Genomic DNA, 22726 nt, shown 5'->3' on the forward strand with positions numbered 1-22726 from the left:
TTATTTTTTCCGCGACCAGGAAGCGACGTTCCACAGTTGCGAATCCCAGGAGTTCATGCGAACGCCTTCAATGGATGCCGCGCGGGCGGACACATCACCGCGATGGATCAGCGGAATCATGGTGCCGGATTCAATGAGCATATCGTTCATTTTTTTGGCGATTTCGGCACGATCAGCAAGCTTGCCTGTTTCGGCCAGCTTGGCGGCCAGCTTGTCATAGGCCGGGTCGCAATAGCGCGAAATGTTTTCGCCAAGCCAGCCATTTTCCGGGCTGGGAATTTTGTTGCACATACGACCGGCAAGGTATTTCTCCGGGTCGGTGCCGTCAAAATTGTTGGTGTACATTTCAATGTCGGAATAAAATTTCTGGAAGGTATCCGGGCTTGCCGGGTCGCCCCCAAAGAAGACCGACGGGTCGGTGTTGCGCAGTTCGGTTTCAACGCCGATTTGCTGCCACATCTGTTTGACCAGTGCCTGTGTCCCTTGTCGGACAGAGTTGGTCGAGGTTTGGTAAATCAGCGACAGGCGGGCACCATCCTTGGTTCGCACCCCGTCTGAACCCATTTTCCAGCCGGCATCATCAAGCAGTTTGTTGGCACCGGGAATGTCCTGCTTAAGGCACCAGTCATTGGCGGTGGAGGCATAGATTTCAGGGGCCGGGACAAAATTACAGGTTGGGCGGCCTGCTTCGCCGTACCCGGCTTCAACCAGCAGGTCACGGTCAATGGCCATCGACAGGGCACGACGGACAGCCGGATCCGACAGGGCGGGGTTGGGGGCCGCCTGTTTTGTGGAGCGTGCGTCACCGGCCGAAGCACTGGCATTATACGGGTTGACTTCAAGGCGTTCAACCTGGGTGCCAAACGAAGAAATGATCACACCTTTGCCAGCCTGTGCCATCTGGGCCAGGATTTCCGGTTCAACCTGCAGGTTCCAGGCATAGTCATATTCGCCGGTTTCCAGAACGGCGCGGGCGGCTGATGCGGCATCACCGCCGCCTTTCAGGACAGCCGTGGCAAAATGCGGTTCGTCAGCAACGCGGTAATACGGATTGGCTTCAAACGACACAACGTCATTTGGTTTGAATTCCGTAACCCGGAACGGGCCGGTGCCATGCGGATGAAAGTTGGCGTCGGTGCATTCGGGGGCCTTGGGGCCCATGCAATCCTTGAATTGTGCCTTTTGAATGATCGGCGACTGGCTGCCAACAAACGGGCCATAAGGGAAGGGTTTGGGCACGCCAAATGTAATTTTGACCGTCAGCGGATCAATGGCTTCTACCTTGGTGACGTCGGAAAAATAGGCGCGCTGCTGGCAGCCGCCGTCAGGTGCGAGGCAATAATCCGCGGTAAAAACAACGTCGTCGGCGGTAAAATCGGTGCCGTCAGACCATTTGAGGTCTTTGCTGAGTTTCCAGGTAATGGATTTCAGGTCTTTGGAAACGCCACCATTTTCGATGGTCGGGATTTCGTCAACCAGTTCGGGAACCATATTGCCCTTTTCGTCGTAACGGGCCAAAGGTTCGATTACCATCGAGGAGCCGTGCAGGTCCTTGGTGCCGCCTGAAAGATAGGGGTTCAGGATTGAAACAGCCTGCCAGTAAAGGATCTTGAGTTCCCCATCGGATCCCCTTGCGGCTTGGGCGCTTGCGGCTGAGCCAAGTGTTAAAGCAACTGCCGAAGCTGTCAGCATAAGGCGTAATTTGGTCATTTATTTAAATCCCTGATTGAACGCGGCCAGTTTATCCGGCTCGGTATTTGTCTTCTCAATCGCTGAAAAGCAGGGTTCTTTTGCCGTGTGTTCCTATTTTGATAGCAAAAGGAAAACCCCCCAACGATTATTCTGGCGTTGGTCTTTGTTTGTCGTCCTTTTTTGATTGAAATGCTGCATTAGCAAACAGATGAAATCATAAGCCTATTTTTTATTCAAGAAAGAAACATTTCTTCTTGATGATCGAAGTTTGTGATGCGTACCATTGTGGGGTCACGAAAAAAAATCACACAACATTTAAAATCAGTGAGGCCACCACCTATGCCTGTTTTAAATCAGTCTAATGAAATCTATGCGGAGGTTGCTGCATGGAGACGTTACCTGCATGAGCATCCCGAATTGCTGTTTGATGTTTTTGAAACGTCGAAATTTGTCGAGGCCAAGTTAAAAGAGTTTGGCTGCGATAGCGTAGATTACGGATTGGGAAAAACCGGTGTTGTCGGCATTATCAAGGGCAAGGGCGGGGATGGCCCCGTTATTGGCTTGCGTGCGGACATGGACGCCCTGCCGATCCTGGAGGCCGGCCCGGTTGAATGGGCCTCGAAAACACCCGGTAAAATGCACGCCTGTGGCCATGATGGTCATACCGCAATGTTGCTGGGGGCAGCCAAATACCTGGCGCAGACCCGAAATTTTAAAGGTTCTGTTGCGTTGATCTTCCAGCCGGCGGAAGAAGGTGGCGGGGGCGGCCTGGCTATGGTCCAGGATGGTTTGATGGAAAAATTTGCCATCGAGGAAGTTTATGGCATGCACAACTCGCCGGGCTTGCCGGTGGGGCATTTTGCCATTCGCAAAGGGCCGGTTATGGCTGCCGCAGATCATTTTGAAGTCACCGTTACCGGCAAGGGCGGCCACGCATCAACCCCGCATCTGGGCGTTGACCCAGTGTTGATTGCCGCACAAATTATTACATCGGTGCAAAATATCGTGGCGCGTGAAACCGACCCGCTGGAATCGCTGGTGGTATCGATTACCGCCATTCATGGCGGCGAGGCCCACAATGTGATCCCGGCCGATGTGACGATGAAGGGCACGGTAAGAACCCTGCTCCCGGAAATTCGCGATATGGCGGAAAAACGCTTTATTGAGATTGTCGAGGGCACCGCCAGGATTATGGGCGGTTCGGCCAAGGTCGATTATCACCGTGGGTATCCGATTACCCGTAACCATGATGATCAAACCGATTTTGTCACCTCGGTTGCACAGTCGGTTTCGGGGCAGGACGCGGTTAATACCAACCCGCCGCCGGTGATGGGGGCTGAGGATTTTTCCTATATGCTGGAAGCCCGCCCGGGTGCGTTTGTGTTCGTTGGTAATGGCGATAGCGCCAACCTGCATCATCCAGAATATGACTTTAACGACGATGTTTTGCCGTTTGGCATCAGCTATTGGGTGTCGCTGGTTGAAGGCAAACTGGCCGCCTGATTTTATAATGGGCCCTTTGGGGCCCATTTTGCCTTTATGATTAAAATGACCCGCAAAATGTGGGCAATAATATTTAATATACCACATCAGGGGGTATTCCATGCCGACAGTTACTGCCGCGCCGGACGTTGCCAGCGGTTTGTTGGGACCAGTTCTGAGTGTTGAAAATCTTTCAACCTCATTTCGTGTTGGACACGAATGGAAAAAAGTCATCCGAAATATCAATTTTGATATTTCACCGGGTGAAACCGTTGCCATTGTCGGTGAATCCGGGTCGGGTAAAAGTGTGACGTCGCTATCGATTATGGGGCTGTTACACAAGCATAATGCCAAAACCGAAGGTCAGATTATGTTTGGCGGGCAGAATTTGTTGTCCCTGCCCCCCGAACCCATGCGCCATATTCGCGGCAATGAAATATCGATGATTTTTCAGGAGCCGATGACCAGCCTGAATCCGATTTTTCCCATCGGCAAACAAATTGCCGAAGCCATGCTGTGTCATCGCGACATTTCGGCCAAGGAGGCGCGTGCTGAAACCATTCGTCTTTTGGAAAAAGTCCGAATTCCCAATGCGGCAGCGCGGTTTGACGAATATCCGCACCAGTTTTCGGGCGGAATGCGCCAGCGCGTGATGATTGCGATGGCACTGGCAGGCAAGCCAAAATTGCTGATTGCCGATGAACCGACAACGGCACTGGATGTGACCATTCAGGGGCAGATCCTGGATCTGATCAAATCCCTTCAGGAAGAAGAAGGGATGGCCGTTTTGTTTATTACCCATGATATGGGCGTTGTCGCCGAAATTTCGGATCGTACCATTGTCATGTTCCGCGGGGATGTAGTTGAAACCGGCAAAACGGCGGATATTTTTCATCATGGGCAGCATCCTTATACCCGCGCCCTGTTGGCCGCCGTGCCGGCATTGGGGTCGATGAAGGGCAGTCAGCTGCCCCGGCGATTTGCCATTGTCGATACCAAAACTGGTGTAGCATCGGGGGATACCCAAATTGATGATACCGTTGATCATCATATGACGCCGGTCCTTTCGGTTAAAAACCTGACGACACGGTTTGATATTACCTCGGGCCTGTTTGGCCGCAAAACCGGGGCTGTTCACGCGGTTGAAAATGTCTCGTTTGATTTGTTTCAGGGCGAAACATTGTCGCTGGTTGGGGAATCGGGCTGTGGCAAATCCACGACCGGGCGGTCTATTTCCCGTTTGGTCGAACCTACCAGCGGTGAAATTACGCTCGATGGATATGATGTCATGAATTTGCGGGCCCCGGGCCTGCGGCAAATGCGGCGCAGCATCCAGATGGTGTTTCAGGACCCGTTCGCCAGCCTTAATCCACGCATGAATATCGGTTCTGCTGTGGCGGAGCCGTTTGTCGAAAACGGTTTGGGCACACGCAAACAGGCACGGGACAAGGCCGCAGACCTGCTGGACCGTGTCGGTCTGGGCGCGGATATGATGAAACGCCTGCCGCACGAATTTTCCGGCGGGCAACGCCAGCGCATTTGTATTGCCCGGGCCCTGATGCTGGACCCGAAGGTGATTGTTGCCGATGAATCGGTTTCGGCGCTGGATGTGTCGATCAAGGCGCAGGTGTGTAATTTGCTGATGGATTTACAGCAAAGCATGAATTTGGCGTATCTGTTTATCTCGCATGATATGGCGGTGGTGGAGCGGGTCAGCCATCGGGTTGCGGTGATGTATTTGGGTGAAATTGTTGAAATTGGCCCGCGGGAGGCTGTTTTTGACAATCCGCAGCATGACTATACCAAAAAGCTGATGGCCGCCGTGCCCGTCCCGGACCCGGCGCGCCGTGACATGAAACGCAATGTTGCGGTCGATGAAATCAAAAGCCCGGTTCGCAGGCTGGATTATGTGCCGCCGGTGCGGGAATATCGCGAAGTCAGCAAAGGCCACTTTGTACAGCTTTAATTTCTGTCCATTGAGCCGTGTCACGGCCAGGCGATTGTAAACAGGCAGCAGGCATCTGTTCGGGCAGGTGCCTGTTTTGTTTTGCCGTGATCTGATGAAGAGAGAATAGGGCTAAAAACGGAAGTGACGGTAACCGTTTCCCGCATCGGTTACCGTCACTATTCCACCTTGAGAGGCCTGCGAGGAGAGAGGACCCGCAGGACAGGACAAGCCTTTTTGGGGACAAATGCGAATGGGTTTCATTCGCGGGCTGTGTCTGGAGTGTTTATACGGAAGCCTGTTTCCGAACGCAAGTGAAAATCGTTATCAATTGCAGAAAAAATTGAGATTGTTTCGTTTCCTGCCGTGGTGTTGTCGATCTGGTTGCACTCATGGCGGGTTAACGAATTGATATAAATGTATTTTATGGAAAAATAAAAGGCCGCAATTTTCGTTGCGGCCTTTTTGCATGATAGCGTTTTTTTACGGGTTAGGTGGCAACACGCTGCAAATGATTGTCCCATTTAAGCGATTTAAGCGAATCGTCGGGCAGCTCTTCGCGTTTGCGGTTCAGGGCATCCATGCGCCAGCCATCGCCCAGCCCACTGGTGCCGACAAATTCGCCCTTGCGGTTGGTCGCCGCCAGGCCGCAACCATCGGGGGCGGCAATGTTGGTCAGGAATGTGTGGTTTTGTGCATCCCAAAAGGTGATCACACCGCCGCGCGGACAGGAAATTGCAAAGACCGAGCCTGAGGCATCAAAGCGCACACTGCCGCAATATTGGCGCATGCGGTATTGTACCGTATTGGGGGCTTCCAGGGCGTGAAGGTCGGTTTTGCCGGGTTTCCAGATACCAACCAGCGGCACTTCGTCATTTAACCCGCCATGATATTGAAAGCCCGTGGCAATGGTGCCGTCGCGGGCGACATCGATATGGCGGATGGACAGTTTGTGCCAGTCGTCTTTTAGCCGGGTTTGATAGAGCTTTTCACCGGTTTGGCGGTTAATCACCGTCAGGTTCGGGGCCATTGTGTCGATATTAAGCGGCGTTCTGCCATCAAAATCGGGATGGGTTTTAAGGCCGCCATTGGCAATGGCGATGCTTTCGCCGTCGGGCAGCAAATGCAGTTCGTGCGGGCCCATGCCAAAACTGTCAAATTCGGCAACCCGTTTGTACCCGTTTTGCGCATCCCACACCGAAATCACCCCACGGGCATTTTCAAAATCATTTTCGGTGATATACAGGTAACGCCCGTCATTTGAATAGATCGAGTGACCGTAAAAACGCCGGTCTTCCGGGCTTTTTAAGGTGGCGCGTACCTCGCCTGTATGGCGGTTGAGGATCAGGGCATAAAGGCCCGGGCGGCGTTCAACCGCGGCAACATCGACATGGTTGGGACGCAGGCCAATATCATGCCCCCGGCCCGGCAGTGGCTGTTCATACAGAATTTTGCCCTGGGCATTAAAGGCACTGACATAAAAATCGTCATGATTGCCAGCACTGGCACTGATATAAACCGCGCGGTCTTCGGGGGCGGTGACATTGGTAGCGGCACGGGCAAACCCGGCGGGCAGGAAGGTAATGGCCCCGCCAAGGCCGATCAGGCGCAAAACATCGCGGCGCTTGGAATTGAAATCAGTCTCCGTCAAGGGCATTGAAACCTCCTCCCAGTTCGGTGTGACCGCCAATGTCATTTTCCACCAGCATCACGCCGTAGGCGACCTGGTTTTCCAGATCCTGAATTTTCTCATACCCGTCGGGCTTTGCCAAAACCTGCACCATTGAATCGGGCAGGGCGTCGCTGGCGTCGCGAATTTGCTGCCAGTTCAGACGGAAGGATTTATCCAATAGGCTATCCGCCCCGATCAGGGCCACCATGCCCTTGCCGCTTTCGCCAGCCCCATTCAGTTTGCCGTCATAAATGGCAAATAACGATTTCAGGTTATGGGAAATATTGCGCAGCGACCGTTCCGAGCGCCAGCTTTCAGCCCGCTTGGCATTGGCATCATCGGGCCCTTCGCCCAGCGGGCGCGCCAGTTTTTGGCTGATAATAATCAGCATGCCTTCATGCAGGGCACGGTACAGGTCGGTCGCGGCAAATTTGGCTGTCGGGTAATCCATGCTGTCGGGCCCGGCATTCATCATGGCATCGGCAAAGGCGGGCCATTCGGCCACCAACTCGCCGGTCAGTTTTTCAAGGTTGGCTGAAATTGCCATGCCATACTGGCACAAATAGGCCCCGTCTTTGTCGGCAGCCACAATTTCGTCAGCCAGTTTCGGGTTGAACAAAACTTCCTCCAGGGCGGGGAAACCCTGAAGTGCGGCACTGGCTTCGCCGATTTTGGCCGGGTTGGTATAAAGCGGCGGCTTGTTGCGCAGCAACAGGCGAAACTGGCGGGCCGCTGTGCCGTGTTTGTCGGGCCAATATTCAATCAACTGGTCGCGGCCTTCGGCCATCATCGGGCCCATGCGCCACGGTTGGACTTCCTGCCAGCGATCCATCGCGGCATGAAAGCCCTTGCGCATTTCATCCAGGCCGTTTTGGTTCGGTTTTTTGCAAAATTCCGGCATGTCGGATGCAAGTGACGAGGTTGCCTTGTGAAGGGCATCAAGCTGCGGTGGCATCACGTTGGAGAGCAGATGCACGATAACATCGTGATACTGTTCATCGGGCAGGTCAGCTTGTGCGGGTGGTGCGGCCAGAAACCCGGTGGTGATGGTCACGATCATCCCGGCGAGCATCCGGCGTGGGCCGGTTTTGAGAAGCGGCATGATACCCCCTAAAGCGATTTCAAAAATGCGATCAGTTTGTTGCGGTCGGTTTGCGGCAAGGCAATGACGGCATCGCGCGCGGTTTGCGCTTCGCCCCCATGCCACAAAACGGCTTCCAGAATGGTGTTGGCCCGTCCGTCATGCAGGAAACTGGCGCGGGAATCAATTTCCTTTGTCCGTCCCAGGCCCCATAAGGGCGGTGTACGCCATTCCGAACCGGTTGCCAGGGCTTCGGGCCGGTGGTCGGCCAGGCCATCGCCCATATCATGTAACAATAGGTCGCTATAAGGCCAGATCAACTGCCCGGACAGCTCTGGCTGCTGGTCATTGACCGGTAGCTGATAGCTGGGGCGATGGCAGCTTGCACAGCCAATGTCTTTAAAGATCTGCTTGCCTGCCAGAACATCGGGGTCGGCGGCATTGGGCCGCATCGGCGGGGCAAGATTGCGGGTGTAATACAGGATCAGGTCGGTAATCGTGCCGTGTGCTTCGAGGTTGTCATATTGGGGGCTATTGCCATTGGGGGCCGCGCGGCACAGGGTTTGTGCCGGGGTGCAATCGCCCGCACCATCAGGATACAGGGTATTGGACAGGCCAACATCGAACTGCATGGCATTCTGGTTTTGCTGGTCCAGGGTGGGCATGCCCGCCTTCCAGCCAAACCGGCCCAGACCGATCTTTTGTGTTGCAATATCCCAAACCCGGTTTGCCTTGCCCGAAATGCCATCGCCATTGGCATCATCAGGGTCTGCCTGCGCGATAATCATATCCTCGGGAATGGCTTCAAGCAGGCCAAGACCGATCACTTGCGGCGCGATGCGGGGGGAAATCATCAGCCCGTCATGGGTGGGGCCATAGGCGAGTTCGTCCAGCTGGTAATCGGGTTTGTGCAAGGTAACAGTTTCGCCGTTCGCCAATGTAATGGTCTGGTCCTGATATGTTACCAGAACGCGCCCCTCCGCCGGGATGCCGGGCACAGAGAGTTCCTGAAACTGGTTGCCATATACCGGGTCGGGAATGGCATTGACCCTGCCACTGGCAAGAAGGGCACGGTCGGTTTCATTTTGTGGTGGAATGGACAGCCGCAGCAGCATGGCAACAGCCGCGCGATCCGTATCGTTTTGCGGATCAAGCGCGTGGCCGCGTCCATTGCGCACATGGCAGCCAATGCAGGAGCGTGAATTGTAAAGCGGTCCCAGCCCGTCGGTTGTGTGGGTTTTGGTTGGGGCCGCCACCCACATGCGCTGAAAAAGCGCCTCGCCCAGTTTGAAATCCATCCTTTTGTCAAAGGCCATATTGGCCGATGGATGGGTAAAGGCGGAACGGCCTGTTTCTTTTAGCCAGGTTGTTGTGCCACCGGGATAGGCATCGTCGGGCAACGCACCGGGCTGTGAGGGAGAATTTGCAAAGGCGGGCAGGTTTAACCCCAGGCCACAGCCCAGAACCATAAGCGAAAAACAGGATGCGCGAAAAGACCGGCGGCGAAAGGCAGAAAGGTGGGGCAGGGACATTGCGGGAAACTTTATGCAATGAAAGACCAAACCGGCCTGTTAATGCGGGCAGGGGCCGCGTTGACGACAATACCCGAACGACAGGGCCGGAAACGGAGAACGCGGCGAAGGAAAAACCTTCGCCGCGCGGCAGATCAGACAATCTGTTGCGTTAATCAGAAAAAGCCTGATCAGTTAACCGCAGAAGGATTGTCAAGGCTGTCTGATCCTTCAAAGCTGATGCTTTCAAGGCCGATGGCCGGCACGATCTGTTCGATCGATTTGGTCTGGTCAACCAGGGCATCGACAAATTTCTGAACGGCAGCATTGCCTTCATCATTGCCTGCGGCAATCATCTGGTCGAAATGTTCGCCGTTATTGGCACGATCAACCATTGCCTGACCGGCTGCAACCGAGGCCGCCAGCTTGGCTTTGATTTCCTTGTCGAGGTCGGCATTGTTGGCCGCAACCAGGTCCGACAGCGACGGACCTTCGACAACACTGCCATCGGTGCGGGTGTATTTGCCAAGATAGACATTCTGGATACCCAGCGCATCGTAATAATGCGAATTGTGGGTATTGTCCGAGAAGCAGTCATGGCTTTCTTCCGGATCATGCAACAGCAGACCAAGTTTGGTGCGCTCGCCACCCAGTTCGCCATAGGAAAGCGATCCCATGCCGGTGATTTCGGCAGTCAACCCGACCGAGCCATTGCCATCCATGACATGTTCGCGGGCTTCGCCCCCGTCATCCCACTGTTCGGTCATCCAGGCCAGGTCCGACACCAGCAGTTCGGTGGCGGCTTTAAGGAATTCACCGCGACGGTCGCAATTGCCATGTGTGCAGGCATCACCCTTGGCATAGTCGGTCCAGGGGCGGTCGCCGGCACCGGGGCCGGTTCCATTCAAATCCTGCCCCCACAGCAGAAATTCAATGGCGTGATAGCCGGTGGCGACGTTGGCTTCAACACCGTCAAGTTCATGCAGTTTCTGCAGAAGATCGGCATCGATGGTGGACGCATCAATGGTTTCACTGCCAATTTTCAATTCCTTGTTGGCAATGACATTGGCGGTATAAGCCGGGTTTTCTTCGTTTTCGCTGCCATAAAGGTCGCCATCGACATAATCGATCAGCCCTTCATCAAGCGGCCAGGCATTTACCTTGCCTTCCCAGTCATCCACAATCGGGTTGCCGAAACGGTAAACTTCGGTCTGCTGATAGGACGGACGTGAGGCAATCCAGGCTGCGCGTGCCTTTTTAAGGGTCTCTTCCGACGGATTGGCAATCAGGTCGTTTACAGCGGCCTCAAGCGTTTTGGCCGTTGATTCCGCATCGGCATAGCCTGCATGTGCGATGTCAGCATAATTTTTCATGATGGCTTCGGCATCCGGGGCGGCATGGGCCAACGGTGCCCCAAGCACCCCCATGACGGCCGCGGTACCAAGGATTTTTGAAAATTTCATAGGAATATCTGTCCGTCCCTGTTTGTAGATCAAGCATCTCACCGTCATATTGATACTGCTTGTGAGAATGATTTTCAACAAATCAATTGCATATGAAAATCACAATCGTCTGCAATTGATGTCATTTGGCGGCAGTAACCAAATGCAGTAACCAAATTGTGTGCAGCGCAATAAGGTTGATTGCGGCAAAATGGCATGATGGGGTATCGGGGAATGTGGGCCGGGTTTTGGCCTGATAAACCGTTGTTCCCCATCCGTAAGACCCGAATTAAATTTAACGAGGCACGGCATGCACGGCGAGAACGCACAAAAGATCAAGATCAGGCAATGGGATTTTCCGGTGCGCCTGTTTCATTGGGCGCTGGTGATAGCCATTGTAACGGCCTGGTGGACCAACCAGGAAGCCATTATCAATATCCATGAACTGGCCGGTTACACGGTTTTGACGCTGGTTCTGTTCCGTATTGTGTGGGGCATTGTTGGCAGTTCAAATGCGCGTTTTGTCTCTTTTGTCAAAGGGCCGTTTGCGGCCCTGTCCTATTTGCGCAAACTTCCCAAAGGCAGCGAGGAAGAACTGGCCTATGCCGGGCATAACCCTGCGGGCGGGTTGATGGTGGTTGTGCTGCTGATCCTGGTGGCCGTTCAGGCCTTTACCGGGCTGTTTGCCAGCGAAAACACCTTTTTGTTTTTTGACGGGCCGCTGGTCAAATATGTACCGTCCGATTTTGCCAATACCATGAACTATATTCACCATGTGAATATCAATCTGATTTACATCGCGGTTGGCCTGCACGTGACGGCGGCAATTGGTTATCTGTTTCTGAAAAATGAAAACCTGATTGGCCCGATGATTACAGGATCGCGCAAAGTGCCCGCCAGCATTGCCGGGCGGTTTGCCGCGATCAAATTCAAATCGGCATGGTTGGGATTGCTGATTTTGCTGATCTGTGCGGGAATTGTTGCCGCCATTATTACGGTTGCACGCGCCGGATAAGATGGCGTCCGATTTGGTGATTGGACTTTAAAATCCGCAATGACAAAAATTTTGTGCGATTGCCGGATGACGATACTGAAAAGGCGGGGTGAAATGGCACCCCGCCTTTTGCCTGATATTTTGCCCGTTCGTTAACCTGGAGACGGGACATAGAAGGCTTATTTATTGCGGTAATCGTCGTGGCAGCCTTTGCAGGACTTGCCCATTTCCGCCATGATAGGCCCCATTGCAGCTTTGTCGCCAGCAACTTCGGCCAGTTTCAGGGCGTTTTCTTCAAGTTTCGGGAAATGAGATGAAAAATCATCCCAGTTGGTCCAGATATCGGCCTTGGCGGTGGTTTCTACCGTAGCGGCGGGTGTTTCCGGTTTAAAAACAGCCGGACCGGTTGAGGCTGAATAGGCAATACCCTCGGCCAGAAGGTGAACCACGCCTTTTGGCAGGTCACATGCGCCCTTCATGTAGCAGCCCAGCGTGCCCATTGCCCCGCCGATACCCGCCATCATGTGCTGGCGCGTTTGCACGGCAGCATTGTCGCTGGCTTCATCGGCCTGTGCCGGCACGGCAGCGGCGGATACACCAAGCGTCGCGGTCAGAAGGGCGATTTTGACAAAGCGTTTCATTATTCTCAATCTCTCTTGCGGAACTGTGAAAAGTTAATGCGTATTTATGGAGTGTTGCCTGAACGTCCCCTGAGGGCTTAGTGTCCCAGCAGCGGGCAAAATAATGGAATCACAACACCGTGAGGACATCCGCATTGTTCTAAATTTGGCGATAAGGAAACGCCTATATGTCGTCCACCGGCTTACATACTGCGACTGTCCGGGGAAATGCCCCACATCTTTTCGGACTTGACCGTGCCCGCGCCCTGATACGTGACTGGGAGTTGCACAAGGCCTATATCAATGGTGAATGGCGTCGCGCCGATTCTGGCGAAACGATAGAGGTTTACGACCCGGCCACGGGCAAGCTGCTTGCGGATGTCGCATTCATGCGCACCAGCGAAGCGCGCCGGGCGATTGATGCCGCATCCGATGCTTTTCCGGCCTGGGCAGGCGAACTGGCGAAAACGCGTGCGACGATTTTGCGGCGCTGGCGCGATCTGATGGAAGAATATCTTGAGGATCTGGCCTGTCTGATCACCGCAGAGCAGGGCAAACCCATTGATCAGGCCCGGCGCGAGGTGATTGGCGCCATTGCCTATGCCGAATGGTATGGCGAGGAAGCCAGGCGCGCCTATGGGCAGACCATGCCCGGAACCCAGGCCGACCGGCGTGTTGTCATTCAAAAGCAGCCGGTGGGCGTGGTGGCGGCGATTACACCGTGGAATTTTCCCTTAACAATGGTGGTACGCAAATGCGCCCCGGCCCTGGCTGCCGGGTGCAGTGTGGTTGTCAAACCGGCCGAAGACACCCCGCTTTGTGCCCTGGCGGTTGCCAAGCTGGCGGAAATGGCCGGTTTCCCCAAAGGCGTGTTTAATGTGGTCACGGGTAATCCGGTGCCCATTGCCCAGGCGCTGACCGATGATTTCCGGGTCAGGATGCTGTCCTTTACCGGCTCGACCGCTGTGGGCAAGCGCCTGATTGTGCAATGTGCCGATACCGTCAAGAAAACCGCGATGGAACTGGGTGGCAATGCGCCCTTTATTGTGATGGACGATGCCCGGCTGGAGGATGCGGTGGCCGGTGCGATGATTTCCAAATACCGCAATAGCGGGCAAACCTGCGTTTGTGCCAACCGCATTTTTGTGCAAAGCAGTGTGTATGACGCCTTTGTGGAAAAGTTTATCGCTGCCACCCGCGCCTTGCCGGTGGGCAACGGGTTTGATGCCACAAGCGAGATTGGCCCGCTGATCAATAGCCGGGCCGTGGCAAAAGTCGAACGCCTGTTAAAGGATGCGAAAGAACGGGGCGGCGTGTTTCACGAAGGGGCCGATATCCCGGAGGAGGGATATTTTGTTCGGCCGATGGTTATTACTGACCTTCCGATTGATGCAAATTGCTTCGAGGAAGAGCTGTTTGCCCCCATCGCGCCAATATATCGTTTTGAGACCGAGGCCGAAGCCGTTTCGCTTGCCAACCGTGTGAAAGGCGGTTTGTCGTCCTATCTTTACAGCCGGGATATTGGTCGCATTCATCGTATTGCCGAACATCTGCAAACCGGTGTGGTTGGCATCAATGATGGTACGACATCCCATGAAGGGGCCCCTTTCGGGGGTGTGAAGGAAAGTGGGCATGGCCGGGAAGGTGGGCATTGGGGGCTGGATGAATATCTTGAGGTGAAATACCTCAATATTGCCCTTACCTAGGGTCTTTATAGCCATGCAAAATTAAACAGGGTCGCATCGCCGGCCCTGTTTTTGCGATTCGTGATCAATTTATATGCAGGTTGCGTAAAAAATAGCCTTGTTTCCCTCAAAAAAGTCGACTGCGAGCGGTAAACTCCATTGTGCTGTATCCCTTTTGTGACAACGGATACAGCCAGTTTGCCTTAATCGTTTGGCGCTGGCTTTTGCAGGGGGCTTTGAGCCCGGGAAAATATTGAACAAGATGAGCATCTTATTTGTCATGAGACAAAATCGGGGGATTTGCATGACGAAATTGTGTTTGAGCTATGTCAACCTATGCAGGAAATACATGGGTGGGCTGAGAAAACTGATCTCGTTGTCGGACGCTTTCTCAACTACATGGAGTTCAGAAGATAAACGACATTGCAATCGGGGCACTTTCGCCCCTGTCTTAGAAAGGATAAAGCCATGCGTCGTAACGAAGGATATGATCTCGTCGCGTTGCACCGTGAAGCCGAAAAACTGCGCGCTCAGACCATGCGCAAGGGCTTCCTGGCACTGGTGCGCATGATTGCCAATCTGTTTGGCAACAAGGGCGTTCCGCATGGTGGACATCACGCTGGCGCATAATATGGCACAGCCCCCCAGACGACGAAACGACCTGACGACTGATTTGTAAACACCCTTGTATCATATGATGCAGGGGTGTTTTGCTTTTGGGACTTCCCTGCTTGCCTTTGCCGAAAGGGCACGCCATTCTGCGCCAAATTCATGCTTTTGATCCCGGGAGGTCCGATGAAACTGGCGCATTACGCCTTTGGCGAAGAAAACCGCGATAATGGGACGCTGGTAATATTGCATGGCCTGTTTGGTCAGGCCCGCAACTGGACGGCCATTGCCCGGCGTCTGGCGGAAAAATACCATGTTGTCACGGCGGATTTGCGCAATCACGGGCGGTCTGGCTGGGATACGGATATGACATATTCGGCAATGGCAGCTGATATTGCCGAACTGATCCGCGATATTGATAACGGTGCCGTGCACTTGATTGGCCATTCGATGGGGGGCAAGGCATCGATGACGCTGGCCCTGTCGGATGATGCCGGTTTGATTGCCGATCTGGTGGTGGTGGATATTGCCCCTTTGCCCTATCAGCATGACTATAACGGTTATATTAGCGCCATGCGCGCGGTGGATTTTGACGCCATTTCCCGGCGGGCCGAGGTGGAAGAGGCCCTGGCAAGCGGGGTTTCCGAAAAGGGCATTCGCCAGTTTTTGGCGCAAAATGTGGTGACGGATAAAGACAGCGGCAAAATGTCCTGGCAGGTCAATATCGATGCGATGGCCGAGCATCTGGATGATATTACCGGCTGGCACAATGCCGACGGCGCGCAATATCAGGGCGATACCCTGTTTATTGCCGGGGCGAATTCGTCTTATGTCGATATGGACCGCCGCGACGATATCAAGGCGCTGTTTCCCAAGGCGTCCTTTACCAGCATCAAAAATGCCGGGCACTGGGTGCATGCCGAAAAACCCGATGCCGTCTTGATGACTTTGTCGGCCTTTTTAAACCGGTAAAACCTTCTGATCACATAGGCCTGTCATGACTGATTTTCCCACCAACTGGACCCGGTTTGAGGCCGATCATATCCGCCTTGATGGCATCGATTGCCTGTCGGACAACTGGTATCATCTTTATCGGGTGCGCTTTGCCTTAAAACGCCGCGATGGCGAATGGCAGGAACAGACGCGCGAGGCCTATGAGCGCGGTAATGGTGCGGGCATCCTGCTGTATAACCGGCGCACGCGCAGCATTATCCTGACCCGGCAGTTCCGGATGCCAACCTTTGTGAATGGCAATGAAACCGGCATGTTGATCGAGGTGCCCGCCGGTGTGTTGGACGACCGGGCCCCGAATGCTGCCATTATTGCCGAGGTCGAGGAAGAAACCGGCTATAAAATTGGCAAACCCCGCGAAGTTTTTGACGTGTTCATGAGCCCCGGATCGGTCACCGAAAGGCTGCACCTGTTTGTCGCCGAGATCACGAGCGATCATTTGCAGGGCGAAGGGGGCGGCAAATATGACGAGGGCGAAGATATCAGCGTGCTGGAAACGCCCTTTGAGGAGGTGATTGCCATGATTGCCGATGGCCGCATTCGCGATGCCAAAACCATCATGCTGATCCAGTATGCCCAGATTCAGGGTCTGTTGGATCAGTCAGGCGTGTGAAACCGGATCTATTTACCAGTCAATTTGACTGCCGTCATAGGCATAAAAGCCGCCACTTTGATCGCTCGATAGTGTGTTGATCACGTTGAGCATATTGGCCGTGGCCTGTTTTGGTGTTTGCACCGGCAGGCCGCTTTTGGCAAAGGGGGCCGACAGCCCGGTGTCCACCGTGCCGGGGTGCAGGGCAAGGCACAGGGCATCGCGTTTTTTGCGTGCCAGCTCCACCGACATGGTTTTGACGATCTGGTTTAGGGCGGCCTTGGCCGCGCGATAGCCATACCAGCCGCCAATATGATTATCGCCAATGCTGCCCACCCGTGCCGACAGGGTGACAAAGGCCGCTTTGCCCTCTTTGGGCAGCAGGGGCAGGAAATGCTTCATCAACAATGCCGGACCAATGGCATTAATGGCGAAGTTTTGCGCCATATGGGCCGGGTCAATATGGCGCCAGCTTTTTTCCGGTTGAAAGTTTTCGTCATGCAAAAAGCCGGTGGCATCAATGATCAGGCGGATATCGCCTTTCATTTGCGAAAGGCTGTTAGCACAGTTTTCAATGCTGGTTTCATCAAGCAAATCAAGGGGCGGGGTACCGCTGCGCGACAGCGAAATAATCTGCGAGAAATGGTTGGCATTGGTCAGGTGGTGCACAAACGCCCGACCAATACCGCCGCTGGCACCGACCACCACGGCAATGGACCCAGGCGCGAAACTGTCCAGTGTGATGGGCGTGGCTGTTTCGGCATTTGGGGCTTTTGTCACGGGGGTGGGCATGGGGCCTCCTGCCAATTATTGCGGGTCTGTTTTGCATCGTGATAAAAAATATACGGTGCAAATCCCCGTTTGGTTCCTTTGACCTTTTTGGCAGGCGTACCTTTGTCGCTGGCGCTCAGCAATGCGATTTAACCCGGAACATAAAAGGTTGCGACAATGGCATATATCTTTACCGAGGCAGACGACCCCACCCAAATTGCTGAACGCCAATGGGGGCAGGCAGATCCGATCATGTTTACCACATTCACATCCTGCATCGGCATTATGGGGATCAAGGATGATCAGGTGATTGGTGTTCACCTGGCCCTGATGGGGACCGCGGATGAACTGGTGACAAACGCCAATATCGATCAGGCAATTGCGTTGCTTGATGGGGCGGCGAACCCCGTCATCATCGGGCAGATTGAAATTTGGGAAGACGCCGTGCCCGCTGTTTATCAGCATCTGGTCAGTACATTACACCCGGTTGCGATTTATCCGCGCGATGACGGTACCTATGGGGGCCGTAATAATCAGGGCAATGTTCAGCCGCTAGAAGCTCCATAAGCCGCCTATATGATGAAAAAAGCCGCCCGGATGAAGGGGCGGCTTTTTGCTGTGATGCGGTAATTTTATTCGGCAGCGTCGATGGCGACTTTGGCCGGGGCACTGTTGACCCCTTTGCCTTCATGGTCGTGACGACGGATGAATTCCTTGACGCGCGGGCTGATCTGTTCGCGCCAGCGCCGCCCGTTAAACACACCATAATGGCCCACACCGGGCTGTAAGTGGTGCATGCGCATGTTATCAGGCAGGTTGCTGCACAGTTTGTGTGCCGCGCGGGTTTGGCCCATGCCGGTAATATCGTCGCGTTCGCCCTCAACGGTTAACAGCGCGGTTTTGGTAATGGCCGATGGATCAACCGGGATGCCCTGCCAGCGCATGGTGCCAGCGGGCAATTGATGTTCCAGGAACACCACCTTCAGGGTTTGAAGGTAGAATTCCGCGCTCATATCCATCACGGCAAGATATTCCTGATAGAAATTGCGCTTGGCATCGGCACTTTCACCATCCCCTTCGACCAGATGGGTGAACATGTCGTGATGGGCGGCGAGGTGGCGGTCCCAGTTCATGCTCATGAAACCGGCAAGCTGCATGAAACCAGGATAAACCCGGCGCATCACCCCGGCATGGGGCAGGGGTACATGCGAAATGACATGGCGTTCAAACCATTCCAGTTCGTGCTGTTTGGCAAAATTGTTGACTTCGGTAGGGTGTTCACGCGTATCAACCGGCCCACCCATCAATGTCATCGAGGCAGGCTGGCACGGTTCATCACCCGCCGCCATCAGTGAAACAGCCGCCATCACCGGCACCGAAGGCTGGCAGACGGCAATGATATGGGTGTTGGGGCCAAGATGGCGCAAAAACCGCATCAGATAATCGACATAACTATCCAGGTCGAAATGGCCCATATGCACCGGCACGTTACGTGCATCCACCCAGTCGGTGATATAGACATCATGGTCCGGCAGCATCGTTTCGACCGTGCCGCGCAACAGTGTTGAAAAATGGCCCGACAAGGGGGCGACGATCAAAACCTTGGGATCATCAGGTTGCTCGGACAGATGCGCCGTTTCGCGCTTGAAATGCAAAAGATTGCAGAACGGTTCGCTATAGACAAATTCCTCGGTGATGGGCACCTCTTCACCCGCAATCAGGGTGGTATCAAGGCCAAATTCCGGTTTGCCATAACGGTTGGTGATATGGGTAAAGACATCAAATGCAGCTGCCGTGGCACGCCCGGGCTGGGTATAGGCCCACGGGTTGACCGGATTGCGCATCCATTTTTTGCCCATGTCGGCGGCAACGCGCCAGGGACTTATGGTTGCATGTTGCAATTCATAAAAATTATAGAGCATTCGATCTCACTCCCCGGCCAGGGTGTTATTAAAATTTCGGGAAATCCCGGCCGTTCAATCCCTGTATGTCAGTTGTGGTTTTGCCAGCCACAATTCAATTGTTTTGTTTCGGATTGGTGTCATTCAAAACGTTATTGCTCATAACGTATGACGAATTTACGACTGTTGTCACTGATTCAAACGAATATTCACGCTAATGTCGAGTGAAATTTTGCAGTGCAGTGTAAGTTGTTGCGATGCAACATAAGTTTTAATCCGCTTTTTTCCGGTTTGTCTCTCTTTGCTTCTGGCGGCGTTAAAATTGTGACTCGGCCCGATTATATGCAGCGCGTTTTTCAGCAGGGTGATTGGAAATTCAATGCGCTGATTTTATGTTAACGCTGCAAACACAGAAAGGTGCACGGTGCGTGCGAGAGAAATGGCATAAAAAAAACACCGCTGCCGTGGGGACGGACAGCGGTGCCAGTTGCGCGGTTGTATGGATTTGAACGGGACGGGCGGAACGACAAGGGACGGGGACAGGGTGCGGGGTTGTCCATTGCCGGGTATGGGAAGCCGTCCCGTTCAAAACTTGAAGAAGGTCAAGTCAGATCAGACCACGAAGGGTTTGGGCCATGCCCAGTGCAATAACGAAAAGGAAAAACCCGGTGCTGCCGACAACGGCGACAGTGCTGCAAACATCGTTAAGGCGACGGGGATTCTGAAGCAATTTCATCATGGCTGTGACCTCCTTGATCTGTCTGAAGTCACTTTATTGTTCTAATTTTGTTCCATCAAGAACAAAATCGGAACAAAAATGATGTTTTCTTCTATCTTGTTGTTTTAAAGCAATTTTTGTTGATATGTTTTTGGTTTGTTCCCCCTTCTTTTGTTCTGAAAAGAACGGAATTCTTAAAAGACTCGGCAATTTTGACCCTGAAAACCGGTGCGGGACTGATCCGGGAAAGTCCCGTTAGGGACGTTCATGCCTTCTGATATAGGCCACTGCTTGGGGAGGGCGGGGCTTTTGCTCATGCTGTTTCAGTTTTTGTGCGTGCAGGGGGCTTGCGGGTGCTGAAAACAACCAGCGGGATCGCAAGGACATAAAGTGCTACTACGCTAAACCAGATGGCACCGGGCCACGTCTTTTGCACCAGCATATAAAAAGCCGAAAAAGCCAGTGGCCCGATAATGGTTGCGAGGCTAACAGCAGATGTCAGCACGCCTTGCAATTGTCCTTGCCGGGCGGCATCGACCTTGCGGGTGGCAAGGGCCTGAAAGGCCGGGATGCCGATGCCGGCGAGGGCAAATATCGGCATGATGGTAAAAATGATCCATCCTTGCCGGGCAAAGGCCATGATGACAAGGGCCAGACAGGCACAAAAAATGCCCGCAATAACCGCACCACGCTCGCCGAGAAAACGGGTGGTCGGGGCGGGCAAAAAAGCCTGTACCAATGTCTGGAAAATGCCAAACATACCTAGCGATAACCCAATCCACAGGCCATTCCACTGAAATGTATCCGCCCCCCAAAGCGCCCAGCAGGTGCCATAGGCTTCGCCGGTGCCACTTAGCAGGAAAAACACCAGCACAATGGGCAATAATCCGCTCATGGAAAACATCCAGCGTAGCGGTGCAATGGGGTTTAGTGTGGAAAACGCGATTTTCAGCCCGGTTTTCTGGTGCGTCTCGGGCAGGATGAAAAAGGCCAACAGGAAAATATACCCGTTGAGCACGGCAGCGGCGATAAAGGGCAGGCGGACCCAGTAATCCCCCAAAACGCCGCCCAAAATTGGCCCTACGATAAAGCCCGCGCCAAACATGGCATTCATCAGGCCAAAACGGCGTGCGCGGATATTTTCGGCGGAAATATCGGTGATATAGGCTGAGGCAACTGCGGCATTGGCACTGGTCAGTCCAGCAATCAGCCGTCCCAGAAGCAACATCCATAAATGTGGGGCAAAGGCCATGATGGCATAATTGATGGTGGCCCCGGCAAGGGAAACCAGCAATACCGGCCTGCGACCCAGATTATCGCTAAGCGCCCCCAGAACAGGGGCGAAAATGAACTGCATGACGGCATAAAGCGACGTCATGATCCCGATGTAAAAGGCAACATTTCCACCCTGTGTCACCTCGGCCAGCAGGTCGGGTAAAATCGGGAAAACAAGGCTGATTCCCACAGCGTCCAGACACAGGGCAAAGTAAATAACAATCAGTGGACGTTTGGAATGGGAGATGCCGGCTTTGACGGCCTGAACGGTGGGCAGATCGGATGATGGTTTCATGATGGGGCTTTCGGACAGGCGGGCTTGTCTATGCGCCGCGCTGTTAAGAAGGATGGGGGATAGTAAATTTATGTACTTGATCAATAAGTATACTAAGTACATTTAATGCACCAGGGCAGGAGGAGAGTCAATATTAAATATGTACTCGGTACAGAAACCGGTTTATCACTGCGTCATTGCTGTTCGCTTTTGCACACAGGCAAAATCCAGGTGATCAGCGCCGTTTGACCCGCAAAACATTCCGGATCGCCCATGTCACAAGCATCATCCCCACCGCAGGATCGCCGTTCGCGCAAGCGTCTCGCAACACGTCGCACCATTTCGCAGGTTGCAGATCGATTATTTCGTGAACGGGGTTTCGAAAATGTGACGGTGGATGAAATTGCCACGGCGGCCGATGTTGGCCGGATGACGGTTTTCAATCATTTCCCGCGCAAGGAAGACATGTTCTTTGACCGGGATGAGGAAGCACGCGAAGATCTGCGCGACGCCCTAAATCGCTGTCCGCCGGATTTTTCGCCGACCGAAGCCTTGCGGCAATTGGCTCATCAACTGGTTGGCGAGGGCAAGCCTTATGTGCAGTTCTCTGCCCGCAGCCAGCCCTTTATTGAAGCCATTGAACGCAGTGAAACCTTAAAGGCCCGCGCACGGACCATTCGCAGCGAACTGGAACACGAGGTGGCAGCCATCATGGCGGCAAAGGTGGGGCGCCCGGTATCGGATAAAGATGCCCATCTGGCGGCAGGCCTGTTGCTGGCGGGGTGGTCGGTTGCCTTTATGGCAGGGCACCGGGCCTTTCGCGAACATAACGACAGTGCAAAGGCCGCAGCGTTATTCTTGCAAATTATTGACCAAACAGCTGTCGGCATAAAGGCGGCGCTGGCAGGGACGCCCTATGTGATGCCAGGAGCAACCGATAGCTGATCAAACTGTTTTCCGTTGGGGGGGGAGATAGGCGGCGCAATCATGGATGCCAAATATAATGGGTATCCAGATCGTCCGTGCCGGTGATTTGAAAGCCGCAAGCCTGATAGAACCGGTTTGCCGGGCTACCGTTGAGCGCCACGAGCCGGACGGGGAATTGACGTGCCTGGGCATCTGCCTTGATCTGCTCCAGGAGGCTTTTTCCTATCCCGGTTCCCTGAAATTTGGGGTCAACATACAGATGATCAAGATAAAGGTGGTCTTTGTGTTGTCGAACCACAAAAAAACCGGCCCGTTCTTCACCGCGATAAACGATCTTTGTATCAGCGGCGACAAAGGTGCTTAAAAATCTCTCTCGCGCCCGTATCGGGTCAAATCGGCCCACGGCTTCCAGGCTGGGCCGCATAGCCAGAACGCGCAATTCTGCCAAATCAGCGGCATCTTTTATTTCGGCGGGTACAAGATGAAAGGGGCTTTCTAGCACGCAAGTGTCCTTTGAGGGTGAT

The 22726-nt window shown here is 53.9% G+C and carries 20 protein-coding genes; 9 read left to right on the top strand and 11 right to left on the bottom strand.

Features of this window, described 5'->3' with window-relative positions:
* Positions 1–1710 (bottom strand): peptide ABC transporter substrate-binding protein, encoded by a 1710-nt coding sequence (locus LF95_RS04155; RefSeq protein ID WP_073953813.1) that lies wholly within the window; start codon positions 1708–1710, stop codon positions 1–3.
* Between the two features lie 321 nt (positions 1711–2031).
* On the opposite strand from LF95_RS04155, the gene LF95_RS04160 reads away from it, so the two are divergent.
* Together LF95_RS04160 and LF95_RS04165 are read left to right on the top strand one after the other, a co-directional pair.
* Positions 2032–3195 (top strand): M20 aminoacylase family protein, encoded by a 1164-nt coding sequence (locus LF95_RS04160; protein ID WP_073953814.1) that lies wholly within the window; start codon positions 2032–2034, stop codon positions 3193–3195.
* Between the two features lie 100 nt (positions 3196–3295).
* A complete protein-coding gene (locus tag LF95_RS04165) occupies positions 3296–5140 on the top strand; it encodes an ABC transporter ATP-binding protein (protein WP_073953815.1) in 1845 nt (614 codons plus the stop codon).
* Positions 5141–5609: 469 nt separating this feature from the next.
* Here the strand turns inward: LF95_RS04165 and LF95_RS04170 are convergent, their stop codons facing one another.
* The 4 genes from LF95_RS04170 to LF95_RS04185 all read right to left on the bottom strand — a co-directional run bounded on the left by LF95_RS04170 (position 5610) and on the right by LF95_RS04185 (position 10846).
* Positions 5610–6776: a DUF1513 domain-containing protein gene (locus LF95_RS04170; protein WP_073953816.1), complete on the bottom strand. Its 1167-nt coding sequence runs from the start codon at positions 6774–6776 to the stop codon at positions 5610–5612.
* Positions 6757–7893, bottom strand: a complete 1137-nt coding sequence (locus tag LF95_RS04175) for an imelysin family protein (protein ID WP_073953817.1) — start codon at positions 7891–7893, stop codon at positions 6757–6759. Before LF95_RS04175 ends, LF95_RS04170 begins: the two co-directional genes overlap by 20 nt.
* An 8-nt stretch (positions 7894–7901) precedes the next feature.
* Positions 7902–9404, bottom strand: coding sequence for a di-heme oxidoreductase family protein (locus tag LF95_RS04180; protein ID WP_252509652.1), 1503 nt, complete (start codon positions 9402–9404; stop codon positions 7902–7904).
* Positions 9405–9574: 170 nt separating this feature from the next.
* Positions 9575–10846: an imelysin family protein gene (locus tag LF95_RS04185; protein WP_073953818.1), complete on the bottom strand. Its 1272-nt coding sequence runs from the start codon at positions 10844–10846 to the stop codon at positions 9575–9577.
* A 289-nt stretch (positions 10847–11135) separates the two neighbouring features.
* On the opposite strand from LF95_RS04185, the gene LF95_RS04190 reads away from it, so the two are divergent.
* Complete coding sequence (locus tag LF95_RS04190; RefSeq protein WP_073953819.1) at positions 11136–11840, top strand: cytochrome b/b6 domain-containing protein; 705 nt, start codon at positions 11136–11138, stop codon at positions 11838–11840.
* A 158-nt stretch (positions 11841–11998) separates the two neighbouring features.
* Here the strand turns inward: LF95_RS04190 and LF95_RS04195 are convergent, their stop codons facing one another.
* Positions 11999–12460, bottom strand: coding sequence for a c-type cytochrome (locus LF95_RS04195; RefSeq protein WP_073953820.1), 462 nt, complete (start codon positions 12458–12460; stop codon positions 11999–12001).
* Positions 12461–12627: 167 nt separating this feature from the next.
* On the opposite strand from LF95_RS04195, the gene LF95_RS04200 reads away from it, so the two are divergent.
* The 4 genes from LF95_RS04200 to LF95_RS04210 all read left to right on the top strand — a co-directional run bounded on the left by LF95_RS04200 (position 12628) and on the right by LF95_RS04210 (position 16357).
* Positions 12628–14145, top strand: a complete 1518-nt coding sequence (locus LF95_RS04200) for an NAD-dependent succinate-semialdehyde dehydrogenase (RefSeq protein WP_083607496.1) — start codon at positions 12628–12630, stop codon at positions 14143–14145.
* Between the two features lie 447 nt (positions 14146–14592).
* Positions 14593–14754 (top strand): RSP_7527 family protein, encoded by a 162-nt coding sequence (locus LF95_RS22920; RefSeq protein WP_168173653.1) that lies wholly within the window; start codon positions 14593–14595, stop codon positions 14752–14754.
* A gap of 165 nt (positions 14755–14919) precedes the next feature.
* Complete coding sequence (locus LF95_RS04205; RefSeq protein ID WP_073954827.1) at positions 14920–15705, top strand: alpha/beta fold hydrolase; 786 nt, start codon at positions 14920–14922, stop codon at positions 15703–15705.
* 25 nt (positions 15706–15730) lie between these two features.
* Positions 15731–16357 (top strand): NUDIX domain-containing protein, encoded by a 627-nt coding sequence (locus LF95_RS04210; RefSeq protein ID WP_073953821.1) that lies wholly within the window; start codon positions 15731–15733, stop codon positions 16355–16357.
* Positions 16358–16369: 12 nt separating this feature from the next.
* Here the strand turns inward: LF95_RS04210 and LF95_RS04215 are convergent, their stop codons facing one another.
* Complete coding sequence (locus tag LF95_RS04215; protein ID WP_083607497.1) at positions 16370–17128, bottom strand: SDR family NAD(P)-dependent oxidoreductase; 759 nt, start codon at positions 17126–17128, stop codon at positions 16370–16372.
* 156 nt (positions 17129–17284) lie between these two features.
* Here LF95_RS04215 and LF95_RS04220 point away from each other — a divergent pair, with 156 nt between their 5' ends.
* Complete coding sequence (locus LF95_RS04220; protein ID WP_073953822.1) at positions 17285–17674, top strand: hypothetical protein; 390 nt, start codon at positions 17285–17287, stop codon at positions 17672–17674.
* Between the two features lie 65 nt (positions 17675–17739).
* Here the strand turns inward: LF95_RS04220 and LF95_RS04225 are convergent, their stop codons facing one another.
* From LF95_RS04225 to LF95_RS04230, 3 genes are all read right to left on the bottom strand, one after another.
* A complete protein-coding gene (locus LF95_RS04225; RefSeq protein WP_073953823.1) occupies positions 17740–19029 on the bottom strand; it encodes a polyhydroxyalkanoate depolymerase in 1290 nt (429 codons plus the stop codon).
* A gap of 586 nt (positions 19030–19615) precedes the next feature.
* Positions 19616–19747 (bottom strand): hypothetical protein, encoded by a 132-nt coding sequence (locus LF95_RS23615; RefSeq protein WP_256359936.1) that lies wholly within the window; start codon positions 19745–19747, stop codon positions 19616–19618.
* Between the two features lie 292 nt (positions 19748–20039).
* Positions 20040–21296 (bottom strand): TCR/Tet family MFS transporter, encoded by a 1257-nt coding sequence (locus LF95_RS04230; RefSeq protein ID WP_083607498.1) that lies wholly within the window; start codon positions 21294–21296, stop codon positions 20040–20042.
* A gap of 252 nt (positions 21297–21548) precedes the next feature.
* Between LF95_RS04230 and LF95_RS04235 the strand changes: the two genes are divergently transcribed.
* Positions 21549–22220: a TetR/AcrR family transcriptional regulator gene (locus tag LF95_RS04235; RefSeq protein WP_073953824.1), complete on the top strand. Its 672-nt coding sequence runs from the start codon at positions 21549–21551 to the stop codon at positions 22218–22220.
* A 40-nt stretch (positions 22221–22260) separates the two neighbouring features.
* Here LF95_RS04235 and LF95_RS04240 read toward each other — a convergent pair whose 3' ends face one another.
* Positions 22261–22704, bottom strand: coding sequence for a GNAT family N-acetyltransferase (locus LF95_RS04240; protein ID WP_215905646.1), 444 nt, complete (start codon positions 22702–22704; stop codon positions 22261–22263).
* Between the last annotated feature and the right edge of the window lie 22 nt (positions 22705–22726).

Origin of the sequence: Thalassospira sp. TSL5-1, assembly GCF_001907695.1 — a bacterium.
Classification (GTDB): Bacteria; Pseudomonadota; Alphaproteobacteria; order Rhodospirillales; family Thalassospiraceae; genus Thalassospira.

Coding starts and splice junctions, on each gene's coding strand:
- LF95_RS04155 (WP_073953813.1), bottom strand. CDS start 1,710: ATGACCAAATTACGCCTTATGCTGACAGCTTCGGCAGTTGCTTTAACA.
- LF95_RS04160 (WP_073953814.1), top strand. CDS start 2,032: ATGCCTGTTTTAAATCAGTCTAATGAAATCTATGCGGAGGTTGCTGCA.
- LF95_RS04165 (WP_073953815.1), top strand. CDS start 3,296: ATGCCGACAGTTACTGCCGCGCCGGACGTTGCCAGCGGTTTGTTGGGA.
- LF95_RS04170 (WP_073953816.1), bottom strand. CDS start 6,776: ATGCCCTTGACGGAGACTGATTTCAATTCCAAGCGCCGCGATGTTTTG.
- LF95_RS04175 (WP_073953817.1), bottom strand. CDS start 7,893: ATGCCGCTTCTCAAAACCGGCCCACGCCGGATGCTCGCCGGGATGATC.
- LF95_RS04180 (WP_252509652.1), bottom strand. CDS start 9,404: ATGTCCCTGCCCCACCTTTCTGCCTTTCGCCGCCGGTCTTTTCGCGCA.
- LF95_RS04185 (WP_073953818.1), bottom strand. CDS start 10,846: ATGAAATTTTCAAAAATCCTTGGTACCGCGGCCGTCATGGGGGTGCTT.
- LF95_RS04190 (WP_073953819.1), top strand. CDS start 11,136: ATGCACGGCGAGAACGCACAAAAGATCAAGATCAGGCAATGGGATTTT.
- LF95_RS04195 (WP_073953820.1), bottom strand. CDS start 12,460: ATGAAACGCTTTGTCAAAATCGCCCTTCTGACCGCGACGCTTGGTGTA.
- LF95_RS04200 (WP_083607496.1), top strand. CDS start 12,628: ATGTCGTCCACCGGCTTACATACTGCGACTGTCCGGGGAAATGCCCCA.
- LF95_RS22920 (WP_168173653.1), top strand. CDS start 14,593: ATGCGTCGTAACGAAGGATATGATCTCGTCGCGTTGCACCGTGAAGCC.
- LF95_RS04205 (WP_073954827.1), top strand. CDS start 14,920: ATGAAACTGGCGCATTACGCCTTTGGCGAAGAAAACCGCGATAATGGG.
- LF95_RS04210 (WP_073953821.1), top strand. CDS start 15,731: ATGACTGATTTTCCCACCAACTGGACCCGGTTTGAGGCCGATCATATC.
- LF95_RS04215 (WP_083607497.1), bottom strand. CDS start 17,128: ATGCCCACCCCCGTGACAAAAGCCCCAAATGCCGAAACAGCCACGCCC.
- LF95_RS04220 (WP_073953822.1), top strand. CDS start 17,285: ATGGCATATATCTTTACCGAGGCAGACGACCCCACCCAAATTGCTGAA.
- LF95_RS04225 (WP_073953823.1), bottom strand. CDS start 19,029: ATGCTCTATAATTTTTATGAATTGCAACATGCAACCATAAGTCCCTGG.
- LF95_RS23615 (WP_256359936.1), bottom strand. CDS start 19,747: ATGATGAAATTGCTTCAGAATCCCCGTCGCCTTAACGATGTTTGCAGC.
- LF95_RS04230 (WP_083607498.1), bottom strand. CDS start 21,296: ATGAAACCATCATCCGATCTGCCCACCGTTCAGGCCGTCAAAGCCGGC.
- LF95_RS04235 (WP_073953824.1), top strand. CDS start 21,549: ATGTCACAAGCATCATCCCCACCGCAGGATCGCCGTTCGCGCAAGCGT.